This window comes from Methanolobus psychrotolerans (assembly GCF_002243045.1).
Taxonomy (GTDB): Archaea; Halobacteriota; Methanosarcinia; order Methanosarcinales; family Methanosarcinaceae; genus Methanolobus; species Methanolobus psychrotolerans.
Window position 1 is genome coordinate 1 of record NZ_MBKP01000045.1, and the last position, 20,230, is coordinate 20,230.

A 20,230-nucleotide genomic window follows, 5' to 3' on the forward strand; every position below is an offset into this window, starting at 1 on the left:
CACGGATGTCAGCCCTTGTAATAGCAACTGCAATGTCTGCTGATGCTTCTGGATCCAGCCAGACCCTGTGAAGTCCGCAACCCAATACTTCAGAAGCAATTCGTTTCTGGTTTGACAAATCGGTCATCTTATTCACCTCTTGTCGGGTTAAGGATCTTAATGGAAAGCTCTGCAGCTTTTGCCTCAATGAGCGCCTTCTTTCTGCCACCAACTTTTGCAGCGATCCTGATAGCTTCTTCAACTGCATTTACATTATCAAGTTCTGCAACTGTGAAGACAAGGACCTCTGCATATCCGGACGGGTGCAAACCTTTTACAACAGCAGGGCTTCCGTAGCCTACCTGAGCAAGAGCACCTTTTGATTTGTAGTGCCTGCGCTGTTTACCCTGAAGACCTCTTGGACGTCTCCAGTTAGAATCCAGACGCTTATACTTATGACAGTCTGTTCTCTTGAAATCAGGTTTCTTGTGCTTCTGGATTTTTCTTACCTTAAAAAGGCGTTTAGTTTTATCATCCATTCAAATCACCTACACAATCTTCTCCACTGTATATATTCCGTCCTGAAATACACGCGGGTCGAATCTCTTGATTCTGGTTGCCTGCTCGATATTAGCTGCTGTCTGCCCGACATCCTCCCTGTTGATACCTGTAACAATTACCTCATCAGCTGTAGCCTTGACACTACTTAAACCAAGGATCTTTGCAGATCTTGGTTTTTTCTCTCCAAGGAAATTACTGATCATTAACCGTTTTCCATCAACCTTGAGTTGCATAGGGAAGTGAGCGTAAACGACCTTCATGCGATATTCAAATCCCTCTGCGACACCTTTCATCATGTTACTAATATGTGAAGCAAAGGTTCCGACCATTGCCCTCTGGGTCTTCTTTGTGACAGTTGAGTCTACAATGACCTCAGAGCCTGTGACCTCGATCTTCACTCCAGGATACCAAAAGTCTCTTTCATTCTTGCCTTTTGGACCAGATGCAGTGAAAGTATGACCTTCGAATGTAACGGTCACACCTTGGGGGATACTGATTATTGTCTTTATTTCTTTTGCCATGTGACATCACATCCATCAGTACACATATGCAAGTAACTGTCCACCAATGTTATTCTCACGAGCTTCGTACTGTGACATTACACCATGAGAGGTTGTCAATATCAATGCTCCGAAGTTCTTTGCAGGGAGATACTGCTTTTCCCATCGTTCAAATTCTGCAGCTCCCACTGAATAACGTGGCTTGATAGCACCACACTTGTTGATCCTACCAATAAGTTCTACCTTGTAAATTCCCGCTTTTCCATCTTCAATGAACTCAAATTCACCTACATAGCCACGGTCCTGCATAACTTTCAGGACAGTACCTATGAGTTTTGATGCGGGTTTGATGATACAGGAATCTTTACCAACTGCCTCTGCGTTCTTTATTGTAGACAAAGCGTCAGCAAGCGGATCTAATAATACCATTTCTTACACCTCACGTATACTTTTCAAATCCCATATCGTGGGCAATCTCACGGAAACAGTGCCTGCAAAGGTAAATATCATATTTCCTTACAAGGCCCTGCTTTCTTCCACATCTCTTGCATTCGCTTGCTACTTTTCCAAAGCTCTTAGTGGTTTGAACCATTTATATTACCTCCACGGAGTATGCGTCTTTGAAGAAAGCAATTGTATCCTCTTTTGTAATCTTGTGAGATGTAGGAATTTTCCTCTTAACAATCCTTCTTTTGTTGATCCTGTAACCTGGACGGTTGACAACAACATTGATATCCATACCAAATATGCCTATGTTTGGATCATACCTCATACCTGGGAAGTCAGTATGTTCCTCAATACCAAAGGCAACGTTTCCGTATTTATCAAATTGGGATAATCTGAGCTTGCTCTCTACAATACTTAATGATGTCTTAAGGAACTCTTCTGCCCGGTCAGCCCTGAGAGTGACCTTACAGCCTATTGGTTCATTCTTCTTTATACCAAATGCCGGAAGAGTTCTTTTTGAATAGGTCCTGACAACAGACTGCCCGGTTATTTCGCCAAGAATGCCTTCGGCATCAACAAGATGCTGACCACTTTCACCGACACCCATATGAACAACAACCTTTTCAATAACTGGTGTTCTCATTGGATTACTCAACGACTTCACCACCTAGTTTTATTTCAGGTTCCTTCTCGCCTATAACGACAATGAAATCTTCGATTGTCTCAAACTCATAGTCACCGGATATTGCAACTGTGTTGTGTTTAGAGCTCCTTACAGTATTGATCTCTTTAATAGTACCAATCTCACCTGTGTGTCTTCCACCAATGATCATAGCAAGGTTACCAACCTGATATTTAATGTGCTTGACAACTTTCTTGTCAGGCAGTGAGAGGATGAGTGAATCCTTGGCCTTATATTCATTGGATCCCAGGAGATTTGTACCGTCATTAAGATTTAGCTGTACAGCTCCACCTTTTAAGATTGTCTTGCCGTTGATCCTGCAAAGTTTGTTTGCATTGGAATCTGCAAGTTTATAAAGTTCAAGTCTTCCCTTGCGGTCCAGTAGCATGCGATATGCCACACTTTCAAGGGGTATTGAAATTACATCTAAAAGTCCTACAGGAAACCTGAGGTCTTTTCTGATAACGCCATCAACAAGTATCTTTCCTTCGGAAAGAACGCGCTTTGCTTCTGCACGGGTGTCTACAACACCCAACATATCCCTCAAGACTACACTCAAAGGAATGCTCTGCTGCTTGTTATGTGGACCCGGTCTTGTTGATGTGACCCATTTGTTGGATTTCTTCGATACCTGCCAGCTGTTAGGGACAGATATTCTCTTCTGATGTTTGCCCACAAAATCACCTGTTATTAATAACTTCTTCTCTGTGTTTGTCCTTCATTTCAAGGGTTGTGATCATCACATTTGAAGGGTAGACAGGTCTTGCAACCTCGGTTCCATCTGCTTTTGAAACTGTCACTCCTTCTACAACAATCGTTCCGTGCTTCAGCGAAATTGCTTCCACCTTTCCGGAAGTTCCTGCATGATCTCCACGCATTACCCTTACAGTGTCGCCAACAATTACATTCGCCGTACGACGACCATATTTGTCACGGAGGTCCTTGGAAAGAAGAGCACCCATGTATTTCTGCTTGATGTGCAGAGGAGCATTGTATCTTGCTTTTCTCTGTTTTCTTGGTTGATTTGATACCATATTTCACACCTCACAGTACAATAGATGCCGTAGTACCTATCTTTGGATACCTTTCTGCGGCTTCCCTGGCAACAGGCCCTTTAATGTCAGTTCCTTTTGGGATACCGTCTGCATCAACAATGACAACTGCATTATCTTCAAAGGAAACCCTCAGACCATCAGGACGACGTATTTCCTGCTTCTGGCGCACGATTACTGCAAGAAGAACCTGCTTGCGCATTTCCGGAGTTCCTTTCTTCACAGAAACCACGCACATGTTACCAACACCAGCTCGAGGATGTCTGTTCTTAACACCCCTGTAGCCCTTTACGGAGATAATCTCAACTACACGTGCACCAGTATTGTCCACACAGTCGATTTTAGCACCAGCGTTAAGTGCACGGGGAACTTTGGATCTAATTCCTCTCATTCCTGTGCCTCCGCTTTAATGACTACATAGGATTTAGTCTTACTAAGAGGCCTGCATTCAGCCACTGTCACAACATCCCCTACCTTTGCATCAATGCAGGGTGGATTATGTGCGTGAATCTTGGATTGCCTCTTTTCATATCTCTGATATTTCTTAATTAGCATCTCGTGCCTACGCTGGATGACCACTGTCTTGTCCATTTTGTCGCTGACAACAGTCCCTACAAGGACCTGTCCGCGAACCGGGAGTTCTCCATGGAAAGGACAATTGACATCGTCACACTCCTTTTCAGGAGTGGGGACATCCAATCCAATATCTTTAACCATGATTATTACCTCATGTGTATTTTTCTTATGTTCTTTGTTCTATTCTCAGGTTGTGAGAGCAGAAGGTTTCCATTCACTTTAACATACCTTTCAGCATGCTTACCGGATAATTGGGCAGGTATCCGAAACACAAAGGATGTACTCTTTTTCGGAATCATTTTTTCAGTTCCGTCCTCTGTTTGAACAATTATCATGTTTTTTGTCTCGTCAACCACTTTGCCGCGTATATCGTTTAGTGTCGGATTCGTAGACTCTATTAATTCTACATACAATCCTATTAGCTCATGGAACACCAGTTTAGAAGGAGTGATCTCCAAATCAGATCTCCTTCATTTCCCGCTGGATGGTCTTTATCCTGGCAACGGTTCTCCTAAGTTCACCAATCCTGCCTGGATTGTCAGGAGCTCCTCCAGCAGATGAAAGAGCGCGCTCGCGAATGAGTTCATCCCTCATTTTGTCGAGTTCGTCCATCCTTTCTTCCGGGGACATATCCCTGATCTCGTTTAATCGAAGAATTGCCATTACTTCTCCTCCTTGTGGACACGTGCAACTGGATGCCAGTAATCATAGCTTTCATGCTTATGCTGCCATACACCATCAACCAGCCTGCGCTGTTCATCTCCGAGATCTTCTATCGGAATAGAATCATCATCAGCTTCAGATGCCTCATATGCACAGGATTCTTCCTCAACTTCCTCAGCTGAAGCTTCTTCAACGACTCCTGTTTCTGCAACTTTAGCAACTTCTACTGTTTCCTCCTCGTCTGCAACCTCGCCTTCTGATTTCTTGTCTACGAGTTTTGAGATATCGGCCTTTACAATTTCCTTTGCAACAGCCTCGACCTTTTCATCCTCTACAACCTTTCTGATATCAAAAGAATCAGGTAATACTGCACCCGGGGGAATGATTCTAACTTTACAGCCAAGGGTTCCGAGCTTCTTAATAGCCACTGCAAAACCCTCGTCTACAATATCATCAACAGGTTTTCCGGCGTGTTTAATGTATCCATCAACGAGTTTTTCAACCCTTGACCTTGCACCTGTCAATTTACCTGAGATAACTATCTCACAGCCCAGAGCACCTGAGTTCATAATAGCCCTAAGGGTATTATGACCGGCTTTTCTGAAATACCAGCCTCTCTCAATTGAAGAAGCAAGACGTGTAGCCATCATCTGGGCATTGAGCTCTGGCCTTTTAACTTCCTGAGCATCGATCTGGGGATTATCCATATCGTACATCCTATCGATGTCACGGGTAAGTTTACGGATGACCTTACCAGCTTTACCAATGACCATACCTGGCTTTTCAGCATAGATGGTTATCTGGGTACCCATTGGAGTACGGTTTATATCCATACCGCCGTAACCTGCTTTGCTGAGCTGTTTTGCGAAATATTCATTCATTGAGGCTTTTACGTAGCCCTCCTGAACGAACTTCTTCTCTATTGCCATTAACGCACCTCATTCAAAATAATCTCGACATTAACAGTGTCCGTGTTATTAGGACTGCCGCGTCCGCGAGCCCTTGGCCTCATGCCATGGATTACACGTCCACGCTTTGAAGCGACATGCGCAATGTACATGTGCTCCGGATCAAGTCCTTTGTATTCGGCATTGTTCTTGGCGTTCTCCAATATCTTCAGGAAAGCCTCAGCGACCTTCACAGGGTACCTACCATTTGCCATTGGGCCTTTTCTGTGTCCGGAACCATCGTGGTGCCTCTTGAAAGGAACCGCCTGTTTCAGGATAACAACGTCTTCAAGGTATTTCTTTGCTACAGTGGTACGCATGCCTTTGATGGCCTTACCAAGTTCGCGTGACTTCTTTGGGGAGATGTGAAGTTCAGCACCCATTGCTTTAGAGCTTACTTTAGGGTCCAATTCTATAGAATATCCAATTCTTGCCATAATCTCACCTTATTTAAGCGGTACGAACTTGCTTGAACGGGTTGCTCCTACACCAGCGCTTCCATGGGAAACTTTTGGGCGGGTTGGTGAGAACTCTCCGAACCTGTGTCCGATCATTTCAGGCTGTATCTCAAAAGCCACGAATGACTTGCCGTTATACACTTCTATATTTTTGCCGACCATTTCAGGGAATATAATGATATCCCTGTAATGAGTCCTCAAATTATCCCTGCCATCCTTGAGATGTTGAACAAAATCCTTCCTGCCTTCGTTATAGCCCCTATTAATTGTACGGCGCTCACGTGCAGGAAGCATCTCAACAAACTCATCATTGCTGATAGCCTGGAGTTCTGTTACCGTTTTTCCACGGTATGTATATTCACCTTTTCGTTTTGGTAATCTTGATGATGATTTCTTTGCCATGTCATAACCTCCGGTTAACGCTTTCCGGTCCTGCGTGCTGCGATCTGACCGACCTTACGACCAGGAGGAGCATTCCTTCCGACAGTTGTCGGCTTACCAGGATGCTTGCGGTTACCTCCACCGAAGGGGTGGTCAACAGCATTCATAGCAATACCTGATACACGAGGATACTTTGCAGCCCTTGTCTTCATCTTGTGGTACTTTTTACCAGCCTTAAGGAAAGGCCTGTCAACCCTGCCACCACCAGCAACAATACCAATCGTTGCACGGCATTTGGGGTTTAACCACTTCATCTCACCTGATGGCATTTGAACAACTGTCTTACCACGATCGTGAGATACAACCGTTGCATAGACACCTGAAGCACGTGCAAACTGTCCACCATCGTTTGGCTTTGACTCAATGTTACATACTGGTATACCTTCCGGGATCTCTGCAAGAGGCAGAATGTTACCAGGTTTAATCTCAGCTGAGATTCCACATGCTATTTTTTCGCCTACGGCGATACCCTCAGGTGCAATGATCAGGCGCTCTTCACCATTGTCAAAGGAAACTTTCACAATAGGTGCGGAACGAGCCGGATCATGAGTAATCTCAATAACTGTACCATACACTGTGCAGTCTTCATCGACACGCGGATGCTTAAGTGCAGCTTTGTACTTGTGTGATGGAGCTCTGTAAGTTGGAGATCCACGACCTCTGTTTTGTGATATGATTCTCTTACCCATGTTAATTCACCTCACATAAGACCTATTCTGGTCGCTATCTCATGGGCTGCGTCTGTGCCTTCAAAAGTGACGATAGCTTTCTTCAGACCTTTCATAGTGCTCATTGTACAAACAGATGACACAGGGAACCCGTACATCTTCATTACATCGGCCTTGATCTGCTTTTTGTTCGCGCGGGTATCAACAATAAACTGAAGTTTATTGTCTTCCAGCAGCATCATCGCTTTTTCAGTGATAAAAGGATACTTTATGACGTTCATTCGAACATTCCTCCAAGTGAGGATATTGCAGACTCCGTCCAGACTACTAATCTGCCTGCATGCGTTCCCGGTGCAAGGAGTTCAGCATTCAATGCATTAACTGATACGACATCCACGCCTGAAAGGTTCCTTGCAGATTTCATCAGTGGGCTGTCACATGTTGCAACAATAAGGAGACTCTTCTTGTTCTTGTATCTCCTTCCACGAAGCTTACCCTTTCCTGCACGGATGTTCCTTCCGTCCTTTGCACGAAGTACGTCGTCATAAACACCTGCATTCTGCAAGAAACTTACAACATCCTTTGTCTTTTCAACGTTTTCCAGTTCATCTGCAGCTACCAATGGAAGCTGTGCATTGAATCTGTGCCCACGACCTTTTACAAGTTCTGCGTCAATTGTAGCAGCGATCGCAGAGCGTATAGCCATACGTCTTTCCTTTTTGTTGACCTTTTCAGTCCGGTCAGCTTCAGGCTTTGGAGGATGTGCTCTCCTACCACCTACAGCGTGAGGAACTCTTGCAGCACGGCTTCCATTAGCTATCCTTGGGATCTGGGCAACACCTCTGCCTGAACCCCATGATGATGCGGAAGTCTCCATACCGGCGTACATTTTCGAACCATATGGCTGGTACCTGTTCCCCTGAGCTGCAAGAACTGCTCTTTTTATAAGATCAGGCCTGTATGCCTCATCGAATACGTCAGGAAGTTCAATTTCTCCCTTCGCATTTCCTGATAAATCTATAATTTTTGCTGTAACCATTCAGTTCACCCCTGCTTCGACTGCGTGCTTACGTGAACGATCTGTGGTTCACTCATAGCAGGTACCTTTGACCTCATTGGATCCCTGAGCCTAACAAGCCTCTTTGAAGGTCCTGGAATACTTCCTTTGATAAGGATATATTCACCACGGACAAGACCGTAGTTAAGGAAACCACCTGCCGGAGTAATTTCGTCTCCATCCGCACCTACCTTAAGGATACGTTTGTTGTATTCGGTTCTCTGGTGATAACCCATCTGACCCATCTGAGGAACTCTCCAGTTCACATGAGCTGGATGGAAAGGACCAAGTGTACCAGTCTGCCTGAGACTCCCCTGACGTGAGTGCTTACCCTTCATCAGGCTGACACCCCATCTCTTTACAGGACCCTGAGTACCTTTACCTGTTGTGATAGCTGCTACATCAACAAATACGCCTTCGTTGAAAACATCGCTAATCTTTATTTCTGAGCCAAGTATGGATTTTGCATACTCGAACTTTGCCTTTACATCAGAACCACTCACTGCGGTTTCCATGATATCAGAGTTCTTCTTAGGAACACCGGTCAGCTTCTTTGGTAAAGTGTAAGTAACCACTTTAATGTCTGTTACGTTGCCTTCATCAATCTGACTCTGGATATTTACAAGAGCTGATTCCATATTTGATGTCTTTGGCAGTGTTATTGTCTTACCAAGACTTTCATCAAGATCAGTAGCCCAAGCTTCAGAAAGTGCTTTCTCACCATATACAGAGTTGGTGTAGGCACGGACTGCAGCAACACGGACAGCAGGAGTTTCTACTACAGTTACCGGAACTGATATCTCCATACCCTCTGTGAGGCTATTCTTAACGTCATCAATCATTACCACATGGGTCATAGCTACCTTATAACCTGCAAAGTCCTGGAGCTTTGGTTCTCCAGCAGCCTGCGGCCATGAGTTAAACCTTGGTATGTGGCTTTTTGCTCTTACGCGTGGACTGAAAGCGAGTGAACCTCGTCTTGGTCTGTGTCCTTTTGCCATTCTTATTCTCCTAATTTCACATTTACTTAGAGGCCAATGCAACTTTACAAGGCCAATTTACGCGAGAAAGTCAGGCAGGAACCGCAATGAGCATGAAGTATACATGATATCGACGGACTCCACGTACTCACATAGTACGCATTCAACACCGAACCTGCACATTCCTCCAGTCATCAACGGACCATTGCATGCCAAAGGCATTACTGAGTGGTCATCTCGAAAAGATTTAAACACCGCAGTATTAACACTTTATGTGTAAGCGGGCATTCTTGAAGAGGCCCATTATACTTTATGTTAAATCCGACTTTTTCGCACTGTAATCTTAATTCGGTCAGATATCCATATTCCAATGTAATCCAACGTTGCGCCATTAAAGGTATATATTCTATATAAAACCTTTGCAAAAACACCGTTTAAAAAACAAGCGAATATGATGCCTCAGTTCCTGCATTCTTATAAAGAGCAGATTGAGACATAATATAATACACCATAATATAATACACTATAAAGCCAGACTACAATATAACACTACCACACCATTGTAGAAAAACAGGACTGCATCTGCAATTACAACTGAAGAAGTAATGGAAGAATATTAAAGTACCATTATATACATCTATAGACCCAGTACAAAGACTTTGCATTACGACCTTACAAATTACATAATAGAATGAAGTGAAAATGTGGATATTAAAAAAGCAGTAATACCTGTTGCAGGAATGGGCACCAGATTCTTACCGGCAACAAAGTCCATGCCAAAGGAAATGTTGCCGATCATTGATAAACCTGTGATCCATTATGTTGTCGAGGAAGCTATAGCCTCCGGGATCGATGACATAATATTCATTACAGGCAGAAGCAAAAGGTCCATAGAGGATTACTTTGATGACTCACCTGAACTGGAGAACCACCTCCGCCAAAAGAACAATGAGAAACAATTAAAGATAATACAGGACATTTCCTCCATGGTAGACATCCATTACATCAGGCAAAAAGAACCAAGAGGACTTGGAGACGCCATCCTTACCGCAAAGAAACACATCAACGATGAGCCTTTTGCCGTACTTCTTGGTGATGATATCATCGTAAACAAAAAACCATGCACCAAACAGCTAATAGATAATTTCCAGAAGTACGGACGCTCAACAATAGCAGTAGAGGAAGTCCCTATTGAAAAAACAGGAAGTTACGGGATAATTAAAGGAAAGGCTATGGACGAATCACTATACATACTTGAAGACATTGTCGAAAAGCCAAAACCCGAAGATGCCCCGTCTAACATAGGTGCGATTGGAAGATACGTATTCACACCGGAAATACTTGACTGCATTAAAGAAACAACCGCCGGAGTCGGTAACGAGATACAACTTACGGACGGTATACGCCTTTTGAAAGAACAGCAGAAAATATATGCATACAAGTTCACAGGCAAAAGATACGATACCGGTGATAAAGTAGAATACGTAAAAGCCATTATAGATTTTGCCCTTAATAACGAAGAAATGAGAGAGCAAATAAAAGAACATATCACATGCATAAACCTGTGATTTCTGTATTATTTTCGTAGGCAATTCTTTATGTATTCTAATAAATCTGATTCCGGAATCATGCAGAACTACGTTTTACTATTTTCCGGACAGTTCTGCCTCTGAAATTGACACCACCGACCAGTTGCACACCCGGTTTTCTCTTTACCAGATCAGCATATTCAGAATTGAAAGTGGCAATTATGCTTCTGCTGGCAACAACCTCAACACGCCCACCCACACTGACAAGAGTTTTGAGAATTAACTCTATCTGTGAAGGAGTTGCATTATCTGCAACCCTTACAATATGCGTTTCAACAGGCATTCAATCTATACCTTCCCGGAAATTGATTTTCTTGTAGATATTACTTTACTCGACGGGTTATTGGAAGATACTGTTTTGACATCCTTTACAGCCCCTGCAATTACAGGCCTGGTACCTGCTGCTTCCTTCCCTGAAACTGCAGCAAACACTACCATAGAACTGGCAACCACAATATCAATCACTGCACCTACGCCCACATACTCACCAGAAGGTACAGACTGTCTGAGAACAGTCCCCGACTTTGAAGAGTCAGCCTGTTCAGTCACTTTTCCGAGAGTAAGTTTTCCTGTTTCCAGAGTCTTCTTGGCAGCTTCCTGAGTCATTCCGACAACATTGGGAACTGCAACGGACATTATTTTAGACATAACCATATCCACGGCATCCCCGGGTTTTGCAACCGAGCTACCCGAAGGTATCTGGGACAGAACCGTTCCCTGAACAAGACTGCTGTCCTTTTCAATAACCTCACCCTGCACAAAACCTGCATCCTTTAATATAGATACAGCGGCATCAATATCCAGCCCAAGCACATCAGGTACATCCACATAACCGGAGAACACAGGTTCTTTAAATGACGGTTTTATAGTGAATTCAACCTGGCTAAGGTTATCAGCAGGAATAACATCATCCGCTTTTGGAAGCTGGAAGCGTAATTCATTATCCTGAACAGCGATATTCGTCCTTAGTTTGATGTTCATGGAACTTACACTATAACTTACCCTTGATGACCCAGTATTCATACTTTCATCCATCTGCTCAAGGGAGTCACGGAATGCCTTCACAAGATTTGCAGAAGACAGGTGTGGCCTTGTACGTGAAAGTTGTTCCAGTTTCTTCTCAACCTCAGCCTTCTCTTTCAATAGCTCCCGTACCCTGACATTAAGAATGGAATAATCCTGTTCCAAAATAAGATTTTGCCTTTTTACCTGCTCCAGTACCTCATTCTTAGATGAGAGTTCTTTCCGGGCAGCCTCAAATTCAGATTCTATCGTCACAATGTTCTTCTGGATCAGTTCATAGCTCTGATTTTTCAATGCAACTGTAGTTGACTTGTTTAAACGTTCAATATTCTGCCTGAGTTCTTTAATGTCGCTCATTCCACCCCTCCATAGATCATTCTTCCACATTCCTGGAAGACGGAGGAACTGATACTATTTTGGCCTTAAGAACACTTGAACCCTCTACAGCATATGAATTAAGTGAATTATAGGAAGCATTCAAAGGTGCTGCATTAAGGACTGGTCTGTATCCCCTTACACGATTCTTTGAATCCCTTTCTTCCTCATATTTCATTGACAGGGCCATTTTAAGCTCAATATCCACTTCCGGTATATGATACCATGTGGCTTCCAGATTATATTCATTAAGTACTTCATCAGTGGAAAGTTCAATCTGGGTATCAATGGAATTGCGGTCAAGTGCTCTTTGTGTCTGTGCAATGGACTTACCCATTTCACTCAATATGGTTGAAAGCGGACTGACAAGAACCTCTTCAATATTCTCGCTACCAATAGATGGCAAAGTATTACCTCCTTCAATAATCTATGAAAAATTAATCAATGCAGACATTCCTGCATTGATCCATATTATACCTGCCTTATTGAGAAGAACTCTCTTTGACCCTGACGGTTGGAATAGCTCTCTCCGGTGGTGGCACTGGTTTTAAGGTTGTGCGCAGCAAGCTTGTACCTTCTTCACTGAAAGTATACTTTGATTTATATGTTGCATTGTAGGTTGAAGTATATGCAACATTGGTAGTGTTCTCGGCACTGACCTTAGCTTTGCCGAAAAGAAGACCTGCAAGTCCACTAGATTTGTAACTTCCACTTATCTTTGACTGGTTAGTGAACTTGAACTCCCTGCCATATTTCTTTTCTGTTGAATACTCCATCTTCATTGAAATGGTCATTTTGACCTCAATGATAGACTCGGTGAATTCATAGAAACGTGGTTCCAGCCCATAAGTTAACAATGACATGGGTTTATCGTTAGTTACCACATTAGTGGCAGTCACATTCCCATCCTCGTCAACTGTTTCCTCTATATAGAGAATAACACTTCCAGCCTCAAGTTCTGTTCCTGCAAGGGCCTGCGCGACATTAATAGAATTTATGTCAAGAGCGGTCTGCCCCTCTGCAATGGCAAAAGCCATTTCTTTTATCATGTCCCCAAAAGGAACATCTAACAGTTTCTGACCAACAGATACCATAAAAAGCCTCCCAAATTTTCGGTACTATATGATACGAAACAATATAATTTAAAGACTTTGGTAAAAATAAGATGCATAATATAAAAAAGAGATTTGAGTGTGTCTGCACACATTAAAAATGCACATAATTAATCTAAAAAAATATGTGATTTTACAGCTTATGCTCTATACCCTGACTTTTGCTTAATGCTACAAGAAAACAATCAGATCCATTCAAAAAGCACATGCCTGGACCATTGCCAATCTATTAACTGCCTCGAATATCCGACAGATAACAAGAGTTGCATATGCTCCACGAGGTAGCTCGAAAGACATGACCACTTTCATCATACCCCCTTCTCTGCTAAGCTCATCCGGGCTGACCTCAAGTATCCGGAGATGTTCCGGGAACACGAGTAAAGGACGATGTTCTTCTTTTAAGTAAAAACCATGAGTCTTCAAACCTAACTGAGAAACAGAAATACCTTCTGACCTCAGAACAGACTCATAAGCTTCTCTCTGTTCCGGATGCAGTAGTTTTTTTAAGTTATGACCGGGAAGGGGGAAACTCAGGTTTTTGAACTCCTCAAGTTTCAGTTTATCGAGCCTGTCGTAGAATAACAGTTCCCCTGCGACATAATCTATAGATACTAACCTGTCCATTGTAATATTCTTTTCCAGAAAACGTGAAACTGCAGAATTCCATAAATAACTCTGGTAAGCAAAAAGAGGGAGGGTCCGTTCAAACTCCGGAAGAAGAGAGAGCGCACCTTTGAAGTCCCAGGGACGCCTGGAAAGATGAGCCATACTCCTGCCATAATGATGCATACGCAACACCCTGGCAAGATAGGTCCAGTTACCCCAGTTATCCTGGATTGTTCGTTTAACCCGGGACTCCTCCCCCTCTGCTGAAAATGAAGCGACTATCATCCTGAACGCAATCTCATAGTGTCCAAGGAGTATGTAACGCATAGCAAAACCTTGCCCGTTACGAAGGCACCCGAATCGCTGTGAATCAAAATAATTGATGATTCCAAACCTGGAAACACTCTCACAACTCCCTTCAAATGCCTTTAACTGCGATTGCGGAACCTTACGTATAACTATACGAAAACGATTTCCTTTGACATCTTTCCCGGATAATGGATGGTCCATCCTGCCAAGATACTGCAGGGTCAGACCTGCTTTATCGTAGGATATGTCACTACCTTCCACTGCTATAAGCTGCCGGGTTATGGCTTGCCTGTCCTTAAGCCCTGCATAGGAGAATTTATCCAGCGGGACCCCGCTGTTCTTTGCCAGCATCCGAAGAGCATCCATAGTATTATACTTCTGCTTCATCAACAGATACACACGCCATGTACCCTCTTCGGAGAATATCTGCGGAATGTATACCTCATCAACCTGAAAATCGGAAGGAATCGCCTTTAACTGCATATGCTACCTCCGGTATCCGAAAAGAGCGACTTTAGAGAGAACATCATCCATTATTTGCATATATTATATGCACCTGCCATACGCAACTGCCCCGGAATGGCATTGGAGGTCACGGACAATGAGAACAGGACCTGGCTAGTAAGGAAAAAGACGTACAGTAGAAGAAGAGAAATAATACACAAACCAAAAGGTATGCCCATCATGCGCTCCATTTTTAAGATACCTGCACAATGCGCCATATATTGTGCTTGTATTTAGATGTATGCTAAGGAAACATAGCATAAAATATATCTGAAAATATAAGAAATAGCTAACATCAAACAGCATATCAAAAAAGATGAAGGATGACCGGCAAGATCATCCCTGTACCTGGGACCTGCCCAGTTCAAATGCTTTTATATTAATATCGATCGTTTTTTGAGGGACCAGTTCCCTGACACATTCAAGCAGGGTTTCAACAGGTATTGGCAGGTAATTTGAGACAGCACCCACCATGACAACATTCATGGACTGTGCATGTCCTGCCTCTTTTGCAAGCTCAGTGGCGTTGAAAGCTTTAACTTCATGGGTCTCTTTGAGTTTTAAAATAATAGTAGCAACATCCGGATAAGTGCATAAACCTGAAGTTACAGTTACCGGAAGTATTGGATCAGTATTCACTATTATGACACCATCATCGGAAAGATACTCAAGATACCTCAATGCCTCACTCGGTTCAAGGGCAAACAGTACATCTGCACCTTTCAGAGGGATCATGGAACCAAGTTCACAACCAAGTCTTATGTGATTAACTACAGAACCGCCACGCTGTGCCATTCCGTGAGTTTCTGCTGCACGCACAGGCATGTTTTCCTTCACAGCTGCCTTTCCTATGATATCGGATGCAAGTATAGCACCCTGTCCACCAACGCCGGCGATGACAAGGTCAAATTGGGATATTCCGGGCGCACTCATTTCTTCACCTCCGAGATAGCATCGAACTTGCACATGCGGGAACATACTCCACAGCCAGTGCACATGTTATTGATAGATGCCTTTTTGGACTTTCCATCAAATTCAATTGCAGGGCAACCTAGATTTACACATATCCTACAGCCCGTACATTTGTCAGCATCGATAGTAAATGGCTTCCTTCGAACACCGGCACGTTTTGCATCGATGACACAATACTGTCTGGTAATGACAACAGACGTACCTTTATAACTTTTTGCCCTTTTGAAGACCTCTTCAGTCTGCTGAAGGTCATAAGGATCTACAACTTCCACAAACTCCGCACCAAGTCCTCTGCATAGGGCTTCAAGAGATACTTCCACTGTTTGCTCACCTGTTGCAGTCATACCCATTCCTGGATTTGGCTGATGACCGGTCATTGCGGTTATACGGTTGTCCACGATGGTTACGGTGATGTCAGCTTTATTATAGATTGCATTGAGCAGGCCGTTCATACCTGTGTGGAAGAATGTGGAGTCACCAATTGAACAGCATATAGGTTTTTTCTCCCCGGCCTGGTACATCCCACTTGCAACAGTTATACTTCCACCCATACAAAGCGTGGTATCAACTGTACCACTCTGGATCCCTAGAGTGTAACAACCGATATCGCTCGGGAAGATGGCATCCTTACCATACACTTTTTTCATGACGTGGAAAGTTGCCCTGTGAGAGCATCCCGGACACATGACAGGAGGACGCATAGGAAGGTCGATCCTGCATGCATTGTAATCAAAATCTTCTCCTACATCAGCCGGAACATCAGTCCTTTCAAGTCCGAGGACTTCTGCAAGGACATCTGCACATATATCGGTGTTCAGCTCGAACACTCTTGGAACAGGACCCTGCATCTTGCCGGTTATTTCCACTCCTGAACCTGCCTGCTGTGCTATTATCCTGACCTGCTCTTCAACGACAGGCTCCATTTCCTCGAAAACAAGAACGCGATCTGAATTCTCAATGATGGTCCGGATCTTGTGCTCAGGAACAGGATAGGTGCCTATCTTGAGGAATGAGGCGTTTATACCCAGTTTAATGAGTGCTTCTTTAGCATAGACAGAAGCAATTCCTGATGCTATGACACCGAGCTTTGCACCTTCCCGGATTTCCAGCTCGTTCCAGGGAGAATCCTCGAGTTCCCTGAGGATGTCCTTTTGCAGTTCAAGCAGGTGAACATGCTGCACCCTGGCATTCTTAGGGACCATTACCCATCTTTCGAGTTCCTTCCGGAAGTCTGCCACAGGCTTTGTTTCATTTACAGGTCCAAGTTCCACATCGGATTTCCCATGAGAGATACGTGTTGTGGGCCTGAAAATAACAGGCATCTGAACCTTATTCGATAACTCGAATGCATAGGTTATCATGTCCTTTGCTTCCTGTGGTGTTGACGGGTCCAGACATGGAATAAGTGAAAATTGTGAGTACCTGCGGGTGTCCTGCTCATTCTGCGATGAATGGCATGAAGGGTCATCTGCAACAATTATTATCATACTACCCTTGACACCCGTGTATGCGAGAGTCATTAACGGGTCTGCTGCAACGTTAAGCCCGACATGCTTCATGGTGACTACGGAACGCACACCAGCCATCGCAGCACCGGCTGCCACTTCAAAGGCAACCTTCTCATTGACCGACCACTCTACGTAAAAATCCCTTTCCTTCATTGCTGCCAGTGTACCGATAATCTCAGATGACGGTGTCCCAGGATACCCGGATATGACCTGTCCGCCACCTTCCACGATACCGCGTGCAATTGCAACGTTTCCCAGCATGTACTCGCGTGTGCTCATGATAATCTCCTGCTAGCCCTTACTTAATAATTAGTGATAAAGATATCTAAGAAAAACAGAATCGTGTTACTGTGTGACAGAGGAAGAGGATTTGATGTTTTTAAAGAAAAGTGATTGGTTTCATATACCCTTGTGAATTATCAAAACAGTCCTGTTTAATTTACATGTTATGTAAAGCCACCTTTACTTAGAAGTCTGCTCAACATTCTAAGTAAAGGATTCTTTGCTTAGAACAAAGAATAGCACTGAAAAATCAGAAAAAATAAATATGATATTCTCATGATTGACCCGCAAAAGAAACATTACATTTATACAGAATCAAAACGGATTAAATAATATGAGTTCATCAGCGGACATTGAGAACATGCTTCACAATATTGATAATGAACTGCACACAATCCTCAGCATGCTCAGGAAAAAGAGTACAACAGACCCAAAAGAAATTGTAGAATCATCTCTGGGAGCATGGGATTTTGATATTGATAGCGAAGAGTTTGTAGATAAACTCAGGAAATCCTCATGCACCGTTCATGGAAGAGGGAAAACGAGTAATCGCTTTTCCTTATTCACCGATAGGGACTAGGCATTTGTATTCATTTGCAACGTTTTCCAGCGCCTGTACTCGCGTGTGCTCATGATAATCTCCTGCTAGCCCTTACTTATTGATAAAAACATCTAAGAAATACAGAATCGTGTTACTGTGTGATAGAAGAGGAGGAATTTGGTTGCATTTTTAAAAAATAGAAAGTGAGGTTGGAATCAATTAGTTGATACTATACTTTAAAACAAATTCCACCGCCGCTTTCGAAGATTTAGCCTACTTGAAGCAGTGGAGTCTTGCTTTTTGTCCAATTAACTGGCACTGGGTCGTGGTCTGGTCATTATCATTGCTCTGGAACATTATCCCTGAACAACGTTCTTCCGGCAAGATACTGAGCTGAGAAGACGGAAACCGATGTTGTTGTTGCTGTTGTCCGGGTTGTTGTTGTTGCGATTTGCTGACCGACAGTTCCTGGCGTTGTTGTTCCAGCTACCGCCACGTTTGACCCGGTTGGAGCTACTTCCGATCACTAACCCTGAAAGTACATCCTGTTGAAGATGTCTTTCCTTAGATGATAGGTATTCCCGATTTTTAAGTGTTCCGTGATGCTCATGATAGATCGTGTGTACGTCTCTTCGGAAATTAGACCTTCCAAAAACTCATTATGTCTCAATTTCAACTTTTTCAGCGCCCTTCTTTTGTTTTCCTGCTTTATACGAAGGAGGTGCGGAAATATCCTGCATCCGAGGAACGACAATCCCTGGGAAACCGGAGCAATGACCGTTGCTGTTGCCTTGAGTTCCAGTTTAAGTTCCGTTCTCAGGAAATCATTGATGAAGGAGTGAAGAAGGTGCAATTCCTCTTTTTCGTCTGCGAAGAGGATGAAATCGTCCATATACCTGAGGTAATACCTGACCCTGAGAGTATCTTTCACATAGTGATCGAGACTGTTGAGATAAAAATTAGCGAAATGCTGGCTTGTAAGATTGCCTATGGGGATGCCCTTTCCGGGGATATCGGACTGCGGGGAGTCAATAATAGTGTGCAGAAGCCATAGAAGATCAGGGTCCTTGAACTTTGTAGAGAACATTGCTTTTAAGATGCTTTGGTCAATGGTTTCGAAGAACTTCCTGATATCACATTTAAGAAAATACTTATTCTTGCGGGAATAAGTCTGAGCCTGTTTTATGGCGCGATGCGTCCCTTTACCTGTCCTGCAGGCATAGCTGTGATAAATGTAGCTCTTTTCCAGCAGGGGTTCGATGATCCGGCACAGAGCATGATGCACTACCCTGTCCCTGATGTCCGACGCAGCTATTTCCCTGAGTTTAGGCTCCCTAATCTGGAATCTTCTCAATGGACGTGGTGCGTATGTCCGGTTAAGGAGTTCTTCCTGCAGGCACAAAAGCTCGGTTTCCATGTTGAAATAAAACTGTGATACCCTTGCCCTGTCTTTCTTGCCCTTGATAGCCGTTTTTGCAGCGGCGTGGAGGTTATCGAAAGATGTTATTTCCGGGTACAGGTTGCCATAGCGCTTCAAGCCTGTGCACTTCCCCTGAGCCAGGCACCAGTCATCCTGCCCACCTCGTTGATGTGTATCATTGCATATTCGAACTGTTTGTTGGAGAGATAATGTTGTTCATGGCAGATGCGCAGGAGTATCCTGAGCTTCTCGAACTTGATATTGATCATCTTAAAGCCGGTTTTCCTTGCATATGTATCGTATCTGAACTCGATGATGTCTTCAAGTATGTCAAGAGCAAGGTTGTCTATTCGTGTGGTAAAAGTGAACCTCACTTTTTTAGGGAATTTCTCAGTAGTATTGAGCAGCCATTTCAGAAAATCCGTCCACTTGACAAATAACTGCAGTTCGTCATCCATCCTCCGGCTCCTCCTCCTTCGTTTCCTCTGCAACCTGCTGACCGTGCGATGCGATTATCCCGAGGATGTCCCTGCCGTATTTTTCCGTCTTCCCCTTGCCGATGCCCTCGATGGCCTGCAGGGCATTGAGCGACAAGGGCCGCGTCACCGCGACCTTGGCAAGCTGCATATTGTTGCATATTATGTAAGGCGGCACTCCCTCCTCCTTGCTCCTTTCAGCTCTCCACTCCCGGAGCACCTTGAACAGCGGCCAGTCATTTTCGCTCAGTATCTTCTTGTACCCTTCGTCTTTGTTTTCCTGCTGCTTCCGGGCATTGCCACCTTCCGAAGGTACAAGCTGCGTATATTCAACAAGCACGGTCCAGAAGTACTCATTCTTGCGCTCAAAAAAGTTGCTTTCCCATCTCAGAATATCCTTGTCCGCAAGAAAGTTGCACATCGCAGCGTCCGGGAAACTCTCGGACTTTTCCTCATACTTGATGGTGAATATTTTGAGCATGCTTTTTTTCTCACAATAGAT

General features: G+C 43.8%; 33 protein-coding genes. 3 read left to right on the plus strand and 30 right to left on the minus strand.

Translation table 11 applies throughout. The features are described 5' to 3' along the window. The 19 genes from BB781_RS16495 to rpl3p form a co-directional block, all read right to left on the minus strand. Positions 1–247: 50S ribosomal protein L19e domain-containing protein (locus BB781_RS16495; RefSeq protein WP_394335340.1), on the minus strand; the 247-nt coding region annotated here is incomplete at its 3' end. Further along, positions 129–518: a 50S ribosomal protein L32e gene (locus tag BB781_RS12595; protein ID WP_094228839.1), complete on the minus strand. Its 390-nt coding sequence runs from the start codon at positions 516–518 to the stop codon at positions 129–131. The genes BB781_RS16495 and BB781_RS12595, both read right to left, overlap by 119 nt. A 9-nt stretch (positions 519–527) precedes the next feature. Then, positions 528–1,061, minus strand: coding sequence for a 50S ribosomal protein L6 (locus BB781_RS12600; RefSeq protein WP_094228840.1), 534 nt, complete (start codon positions 1,059–1,061; stop codon positions 528–530). Positions 1,062–1,076: 15 nt separating this feature from the next. Beyond that, positions 1,077–1,469, minus strand: coding sequence for a 30S ribosomal protein S8 (locus BB781_RS12605; protein WP_094228841.1), 393 nt, complete (start codon positions 1,467–1,469; stop codon positions 1,077–1,079). A gap of 10 nt (positions 1,470–1,479) precedes the next feature. Beyond that, positions 1,480–1,632 (minus strand): 30S ribosomal protein S14, encoded by a 153-nt coding sequence (locus tag BB781_RS12610; protein ID WP_094228842.1) that lies wholly within the window; start codon positions 1,630–1,632, stop codon positions 1,480–1,482. Further along, positions 1,633–2,130 (minus strand): 50S ribosomal protein L5, encoded by a 498-nt coding sequence (locus BB781_RS12615; protein WP_094228890.1) that lies wholly within the window; start codon positions 2,128–2,130, stop codon positions 1,633–1,635. A 4-nt stretch (positions 2,131–2,134) separates the two neighbouring features. After that, entirely contained in the window at positions 2,135–2,845 is a 711-nt protein-coding gene (locus tag BB781_RS12620; protein WP_094228843.1) for a 30S ribosomal protein S4e, read from the minus strand. A 4-nt stretch (positions 2,846–2,849) separates the two neighbouring features. Further along, positions 2,850–3,203, minus strand: coding sequence for a 50S ribosomal protein L24 (gene rplX / locus BB781_RS12625; protein ID WP_094228844.1), 354 nt, complete (start codon positions 3,201–3,203; stop codon positions 2,850–2,852). Positions 3,204–3,213: 10 nt separating this feature from the next. Next, positions 3,214–3,612, minus strand: coding sequence for a 50S ribosomal protein L14 (locus BB781_RS12630; protein WP_094228845.1), 399 nt, complete (start codon positions 3,610–3,612; stop codon positions 3,214–3,216). Beyond that, complete coding sequence (locus tag BB781_RS12635; RefSeq protein ID WP_094228846.1) at positions 3,609–3,938, minus strand: 30S ribosomal protein S17; 330 nt, start codon at positions 3,936–3,938, stop codon at positions 3,609–3,611. Before BB781_RS12635 ends, BB781_RS12630 begins: the two co-directional genes overlap by 4 nt. 5 nt (positions 3,939–3,943) lie before the next feature. Continuing rightward, positions 3,944–4,255, minus strand: a complete 312-nt coding sequence (rnp1, locus tag BB781_RS12640; protein WP_094228847.1) for a ribonuclease P protein component 1 — start codon at positions 4,253–4,255, stop codon at positions 3,944–3,946. 1 nt (position 4,256) lies between these two features. Continuing rightward, positions 4,257–4,460: a 50S ribosomal protein L29 gene (gene rpmC / locus BB781_RS12645; protein WP_094228848.1), complete on the minus strand. Its 204-nt coding sequence runs from the start codon at positions 4,458–4,460 to the stop codon at positions 4,257–4,259. Next, a complete protein-coding gene (locus tag BB781_RS12650; protein ID WP_094228849.1) occupies positions 4,460–5,389 on the minus strand; it encodes a 30S ribosomal protein S3 in 930 nt (309 codons plus the stop codon). The genes rpmC and BB781_RS12650 overlap by 1 nt, the downstream gene beginning before the upstream one ends. Next, positions 5,389–5,844: a 50S ribosomal protein L22 gene (locus BB781_RS12655; protein ID WP_094228850.1), complete on the minus strand. Its 456-nt coding sequence runs from the start codon at positions 5,842–5,844 to the stop codon at positions 5,389–5,391. The genes BB781_RS12650 and BB781_RS12655 overlap by 1 nt, the downstream gene beginning before the upstream one ends. A gap of 9 nt (positions 5,845–5,853) precedes the next feature. Continuing rightward, positions 5,854–6,267, minus strand: a complete 414-nt coding sequence (locus tag BB781_RS12660; RefSeq protein ID WP_094228851.1) for a 30S ribosomal protein S19 — start codon at positions 6,265–6,267, stop codon at positions 5,854–5,856. A gap of 14 nt (positions 6,268–6,281) precedes the next feature. Continuing rightward, the gene (locus tag BB781_RS12665; protein WP_094228852.1) at positions 6,282–6,995 is read right to left on the minus strand and encodes a 50S ribosomal protein L2; all 714 of its coding nucleotides are present in this window, start codon (positions 6,993–6,995) and stop codon (positions 6,282–6,284) included. A gap of 11 nt (positions 6,996–7,006) precedes the next feature. Then, a complete protein-coding gene (locus tag BB781_RS12670) occupies positions 7,007–7,255 on the minus strand; it encodes a 50S ribosomal protein L23 (RefSeq protein ID WP_094228853.1) in 249 nt (82 codons plus the stop codon). Further along, a complete protein-coding gene (rpl4p, locus tag BB781_RS12675; RefSeq protein ID WP_094228854.1) occupies positions 7,252–8,013 on the minus strand; it encodes a 50S ribosomal protein L4 in 762 nt (253 codons plus the stop codon). The genes BB781_RS12670 and rpl4p overlap by 4 nt, the downstream gene beginning before the upstream one ends. Positions 8,014–8,018: 5 nt before the next feature. Next, on the minus strand, positions 8,019–9,032 hold the full coding sequence (rpl3p, locus tag BB781_RS12680; protein WP_094228855.1) for a 50S ribosomal protein L3: 1,014 nt from the start codon (positions 9,030–9,032) through the stop codon (positions 8,019–8,021). A gap of 683 nt (positions 9,033–9,715) precedes the next feature. On the opposite strand from rpl3p, the gene galU reads away from it, so the two are divergent. Then, positions 9,716–10,579: a UTP--glucose-1-phosphate uridylyltransferase GalU gene (galU, locus tag BB781_RS12685; protein WP_094228856.1), complete on the plus strand. Its 864-nt coding sequence runs from the start codon at positions 9,716–9,718 to the stop codon at positions 10,577–10,579. A 58-nt stretch (positions 10,580–10,637) separates the two neighbouring features. Here the strand turns inward: galU and BB781_RS12690 are convergent, their stop codons facing one another. From BB781_RS12690 to truD, 5 genes are all read right to left on the minus strand, one after another. Further along, positions 10,638–10,883: a hypothetical protein gene (locus BB781_RS12690; protein WP_094228857.1), complete on the minus strand. Its 246-nt coding sequence runs from the start codon at positions 10,881–10,883 to the stop codon at positions 10,638–10,640. A 5-nt stretch (positions 10,884–10,888) separates the two neighbouring features. Next, the gene (locus BB781_RS12695) at positions 10,889–11,980 is read right to left on the minus strand and encodes a PASTA domain-containing protein (RefSeq protein ID WP_164997882.1); all 1,092 of its coding nucleotides are present in this window, start codon (positions 11,978–11,980) and stop codon (positions 10,889–10,891) included. 16 nt (positions 11,981–11,996) lie between these two features. Further along, the gene (locus tag BB781_RS12700) at positions 11,997–12,404 is read right to left on the minus strand and encodes a hypothetical protein (RefSeq protein WP_242492660.1); all 408 of its coding nucleotides are present in this window, start codon (positions 12,402–12,404) and stop codon (positions 11,997–11,999) included. Between the two features lie 76 nt (positions 12,405–12,480). Continuing rightward, entirely contained in the window at positions 12,481–13,092 is a 612-nt protein-coding gene (locus tag BB781_RS12705) for a hypothetical protein (RefSeq protein WP_094228859.1), read from the minus strand. Positions 13,093–13,305: 213 nt separating this feature from the next. Then, on the minus strand, positions 13,306–14,508 hold the full coding sequence (gene truD, locus BB781_RS12710) for a tRNA pseudouridine(13) synthase TruD (RefSeq protein ID WP_094228860.1): 1,203 nt from the start codon (positions 14,506–14,508) through the stop codon (positions 13,306–13,308). On the opposite strand from truD, the gene BB781_RS15420 reads away from it, so the two are divergent. Then, positions 14,509–14,766 (plus strand): hypothetical protein, encoded by a 258-nt coding sequence (locus BB781_RS15420; RefSeq protein WP_129582713.1) that lies wholly within the window; start codon positions 14,509–14,511, stop codon positions 14,764–14,766. It abuts the gene before it with no gap. A 99-nt stretch (positions 14,767–14,865) separates the two neighbouring features. Here the strand turns inward: BB781_RS15420 and BB781_RS12715 are convergent, their stop codons facing one another. Further along, on the minus strand, positions 14,866–15,462 hold the full coding sequence (locus BB781_RS12715; protein WP_094228861.1) for an indolepyruvate oxidoreductase subunit beta: 597 nt from the start codon (positions 15,460–15,462) through the stop codon (positions 14,866–14,868). Then, on the minus strand, positions 15,459–17,288 hold the full coding sequence (gene iorA / locus BB781_RS12720; RefSeq protein WP_094228862.1) for an indolepyruvate ferredoxin oxidoreductase subunit alpha: 1,830 nt from the start codon (positions 17,286–17,288) through the stop codon (positions 15,459–15,461). The genes BB781_RS12715 and iorA overlap by 4 nt, the downstream gene beginning before the upstream one ends. A 337-nt stretch (positions 17,289–17,625) precedes the next feature. On the opposite strand from iorA, the gene BB781_RS12725 reads away from it, so the two are divergent. Beyond that, positions 17,626–17,871 carry a hypothetical protein gene (locus BB781_RS12725; RefSeq protein WP_094228863.1) on the plus strand — a complete coding sequence of 82 codons (246 nt, stop codon included), beginning with the start codon at positions 17,626–17,628 and terminating at the stop codon, positions 17,869–17,871. Between the two features lie 317 nt (positions 17,872–18,188). On the opposite strand, the gene BB781_RS15425 is transcribed toward BB781_RS12725, so the two are convergent. The 4 genes from BB781_RS15425 to BB781_RS12740 are packed head-to-tail and all read right to left on the minus strand — an operon-like array spanning position 18,189 to position 20,209. After that, on the minus strand, positions 18,189–18,359 hold the full coding sequence (locus BB781_RS15425) for an SUMF1/EgtB/PvdO family nonheme iron enzyme (protein WP_164997883.1): 171 nt from the start codon (positions 18,357–18,359) through the stop codon (positions 18,189–18,191). Beyond that, positions 18,359–19,369: an RNA-directed DNA polymerase gene (locus BB781_RS12730; RefSeq protein ID WP_094228864.1), complete on the minus strand. Its 1,011-nt coding sequence runs from the start codon at positions 19,367–19,369 to the stop codon at positions 18,359–18,361. Before BB781_RS12730 ends, BB781_RS15425 begins: the two co-directional genes overlap by 1 nt. Further along, a complete protein-coding gene (gene avd, locus BB781_RS12735; RefSeq protein WP_094228865.1) occupies positions 19,366–19,710 on the minus strand; it encodes a diversity-generating retroelement protein Avd in 345 nt (114 codons plus the stop codon). The genes BB781_RS12730 and avd overlap by 4 nt, the downstream gene beginning before the upstream one ends. Further along, complete coding sequence (locus tag BB781_RS12740; RefSeq protein ID WP_094228866.1) at positions 19,703–20,209, minus strand: HRDC domain-containing protein; 507 nt, start codon at positions 20,207–20,209, stop codon at positions 19,703–19,705. Before BB781_RS12740 ends, avd begins: the two co-directional genes overlap by 8 nt. Between the last annotated feature and the right edge of the window lie 21 nt (positions 20,210–20,230).

What these genes read in the sequence shown, in the direction of transcription:
- BB781_RS12595 (WP_094228839.1), bottom strand. Translation starts at nt 518, where the DNA reads ATGGATGATAAAACTAAACGCCTTTTTAAGGTAAGAAAAATCCAGAAG.
- BB781_RS12650 (WP_094228849.1), bottom strand. Translation starts at nt 5,389, where the DNA reads ATGGCAATAGAGAAGAAGTTCGTTCAGGAGGGCTACGTAAAAGCCTCA.
- BB781_RS12635 (WP_094228846.1), bottom strand. Translation starts at nt 3,938, where the DNA reads ATGGTTAAAGATATTGGATTGGATGTCCCCACTCCTGAAAAGGAGTGT.
- rpl3p (WP_094228855.1), bottom strand. Translation starts at nt 9,032, where the DNA reads ATGGCAAAAGGACACAGACCAAGACGAGGTTCACTCGCTTTCAGTCCA.
- BB781_RS12665 (WP_094228852.1), bottom strand. Translation starts at nt 6,995, where the DNA reads ATGGGTAAGAGAATCATATCACAAAACAGAGGTCGTGGATCTCCAACT.
- BB781_RS12705 (WP_094228859.1), bottom strand. Translation starts at nt 13,092, where the DNA reads ATGGTATCTGTTGGTCAGAAACTGTTAGATGTTCCTTTTGGGGACATG.
- BB781_RS12660 (WP_094228851.1), bottom strand. Translation starts at nt 6,267, where the DNA reads ATGGCAAAGAAATCATCATCAAGATTACCAAAACGAAAAGGTGAATAT.
- BB781_RS12655 (WP_094228850.1), bottom strand. Translation starts at nt 5,844, where the DNA reads ATGGCAAGAATTGGATATTCTATAGAATTGGACCCTAAAGTAAGCTCT.
- BB781_RS12630 (WP_094228845.1), bottom strand. Translation starts at nt 3,612, where the DNA reads ATGAGAGGAATTAGATCCAAAGTTCCCCGTGCACTTAACGCTGGTGCT.
- BB781_RS12725 (WP_094228863.1), top strand. Translation starts at nt 17,626, where the DNA reads ATGAGTTCATCAGCGGACATTGAGAACATGCTTCACAATATTGATAAT.
- iorA (WP_094228862.1), bottom strand. Translation starts at nt 17,288, where the DNA reads ATGAGCACACGCGAGTACATGCTGGGAAACGTTGCAATTGCACGCGGT.
- BB781_RS12740 (WP_094228866.1), bottom strand. Translation starts at nt 20,209, where the DNA reads ATGCTCAAAATATTCACCATCAAGTATGAGGAAAAGTCCGAGAGTTTC.
- rpl4p (WP_094228854.1), bottom strand. Translation starts at nt 8,013, where the DNA reads ATGGTTACAGCAAAAATTATAGATTTATCAGGAAATGCGAAGGGAGAA.
- BB781_RS15420 (WP_129582713.1), top strand. Translation starts at nt 14,509, where the DNA reads ATGCTACCTCCGGTATCCGAAAAGAGCGACTTTAGAGAGAACATCATC.
- rplX (WP_094228844.1), bottom strand. Translation starts at nt 3,203, where the DNA reads ATGGTATCAAATCAACCAAGAAAACAGAGAAAAGCAAGATACAATGCT.
- BB781_RS12610 (WP_094228842.1), bottom strand. Translation starts at nt 1,632, where the DNA reads ATGGTTCAAACCACTAAGAGCTTTGGAAAAGTAGCAAGCGAATGCAAG.
- BB781_RS12715 (WP_094228861.1), bottom strand. Translation starts at nt 15,462, where the DNA reads ATGAGTGCGCCCGGAATATCCCAATTTGACCTTGTCATCGCCGGCGTT.
- BB781_RS12690 (WP_094228857.1), bottom strand. Translation starts at nt 10,883, where the DNA reads ATGCCTGTTGAAACGCATATTGTAAGGGTTGCAGATAATGCAACTCCT.
- BB781_RS12695 (WP_164997882.1), bottom strand. Translation starts at nt 11,980, where the DNA reads ATGAGCGACATTAAAGAACTCAGGCAGAATATTGAACGTTTAAACAAG.
- BB781_RS12605 (WP_094228841.1), bottom strand. Translation starts at nt 1,469, where the DNA reads ATGGTATTATTAGATCCGCTTGCTGACGCTTTGTCTACAATAAAGAAC.
- rpmC (WP_094228848.1), bottom strand. Translation starts at nt 4,460, where the DNA reads ATGGCAATTCTTCGATTAAACGAGATCAGGGATATGTCCCCGGAAGAA.
- truD (WP_094228860.1), bottom strand. Translation starts at nt 14,508, where the DNA reads ATGCAGTTAAAGGCGATTCCTTCCGATTTTCAGGTTGATGAGGTATAC.
- BB781_RS12670 (WP_094228853.1), bottom strand. Translation starts at nt 7,255, where the DNA reads ATGAACGTCATAAAGTATCCTTTTATCACTGAAAAAGCGATGATGCTG.
- BB781_RS12615 (WP_094228890.1), bottom strand. Translation starts at nt 2,130, where the DNA reads ATGAGAACACCAGTTATTGAAAAGGTTGTTGTTCATATGGGTGTCGGT.
- avd (WP_094228865.1), bottom strand. Translation starts at nt 19,710, where the DNA reads ATGGATGACGAACTGCAGTTATTTGTCAAGTGGACGGATTTTCTGAAA.
- BB781_RS12600 (WP_094228840.1), bottom strand. Translation starts at nt 1,061, where the DNA reads ATGGCAAAAGAAATAAAGACAATAATCAGTATCCCCCAAGGTGTGACC.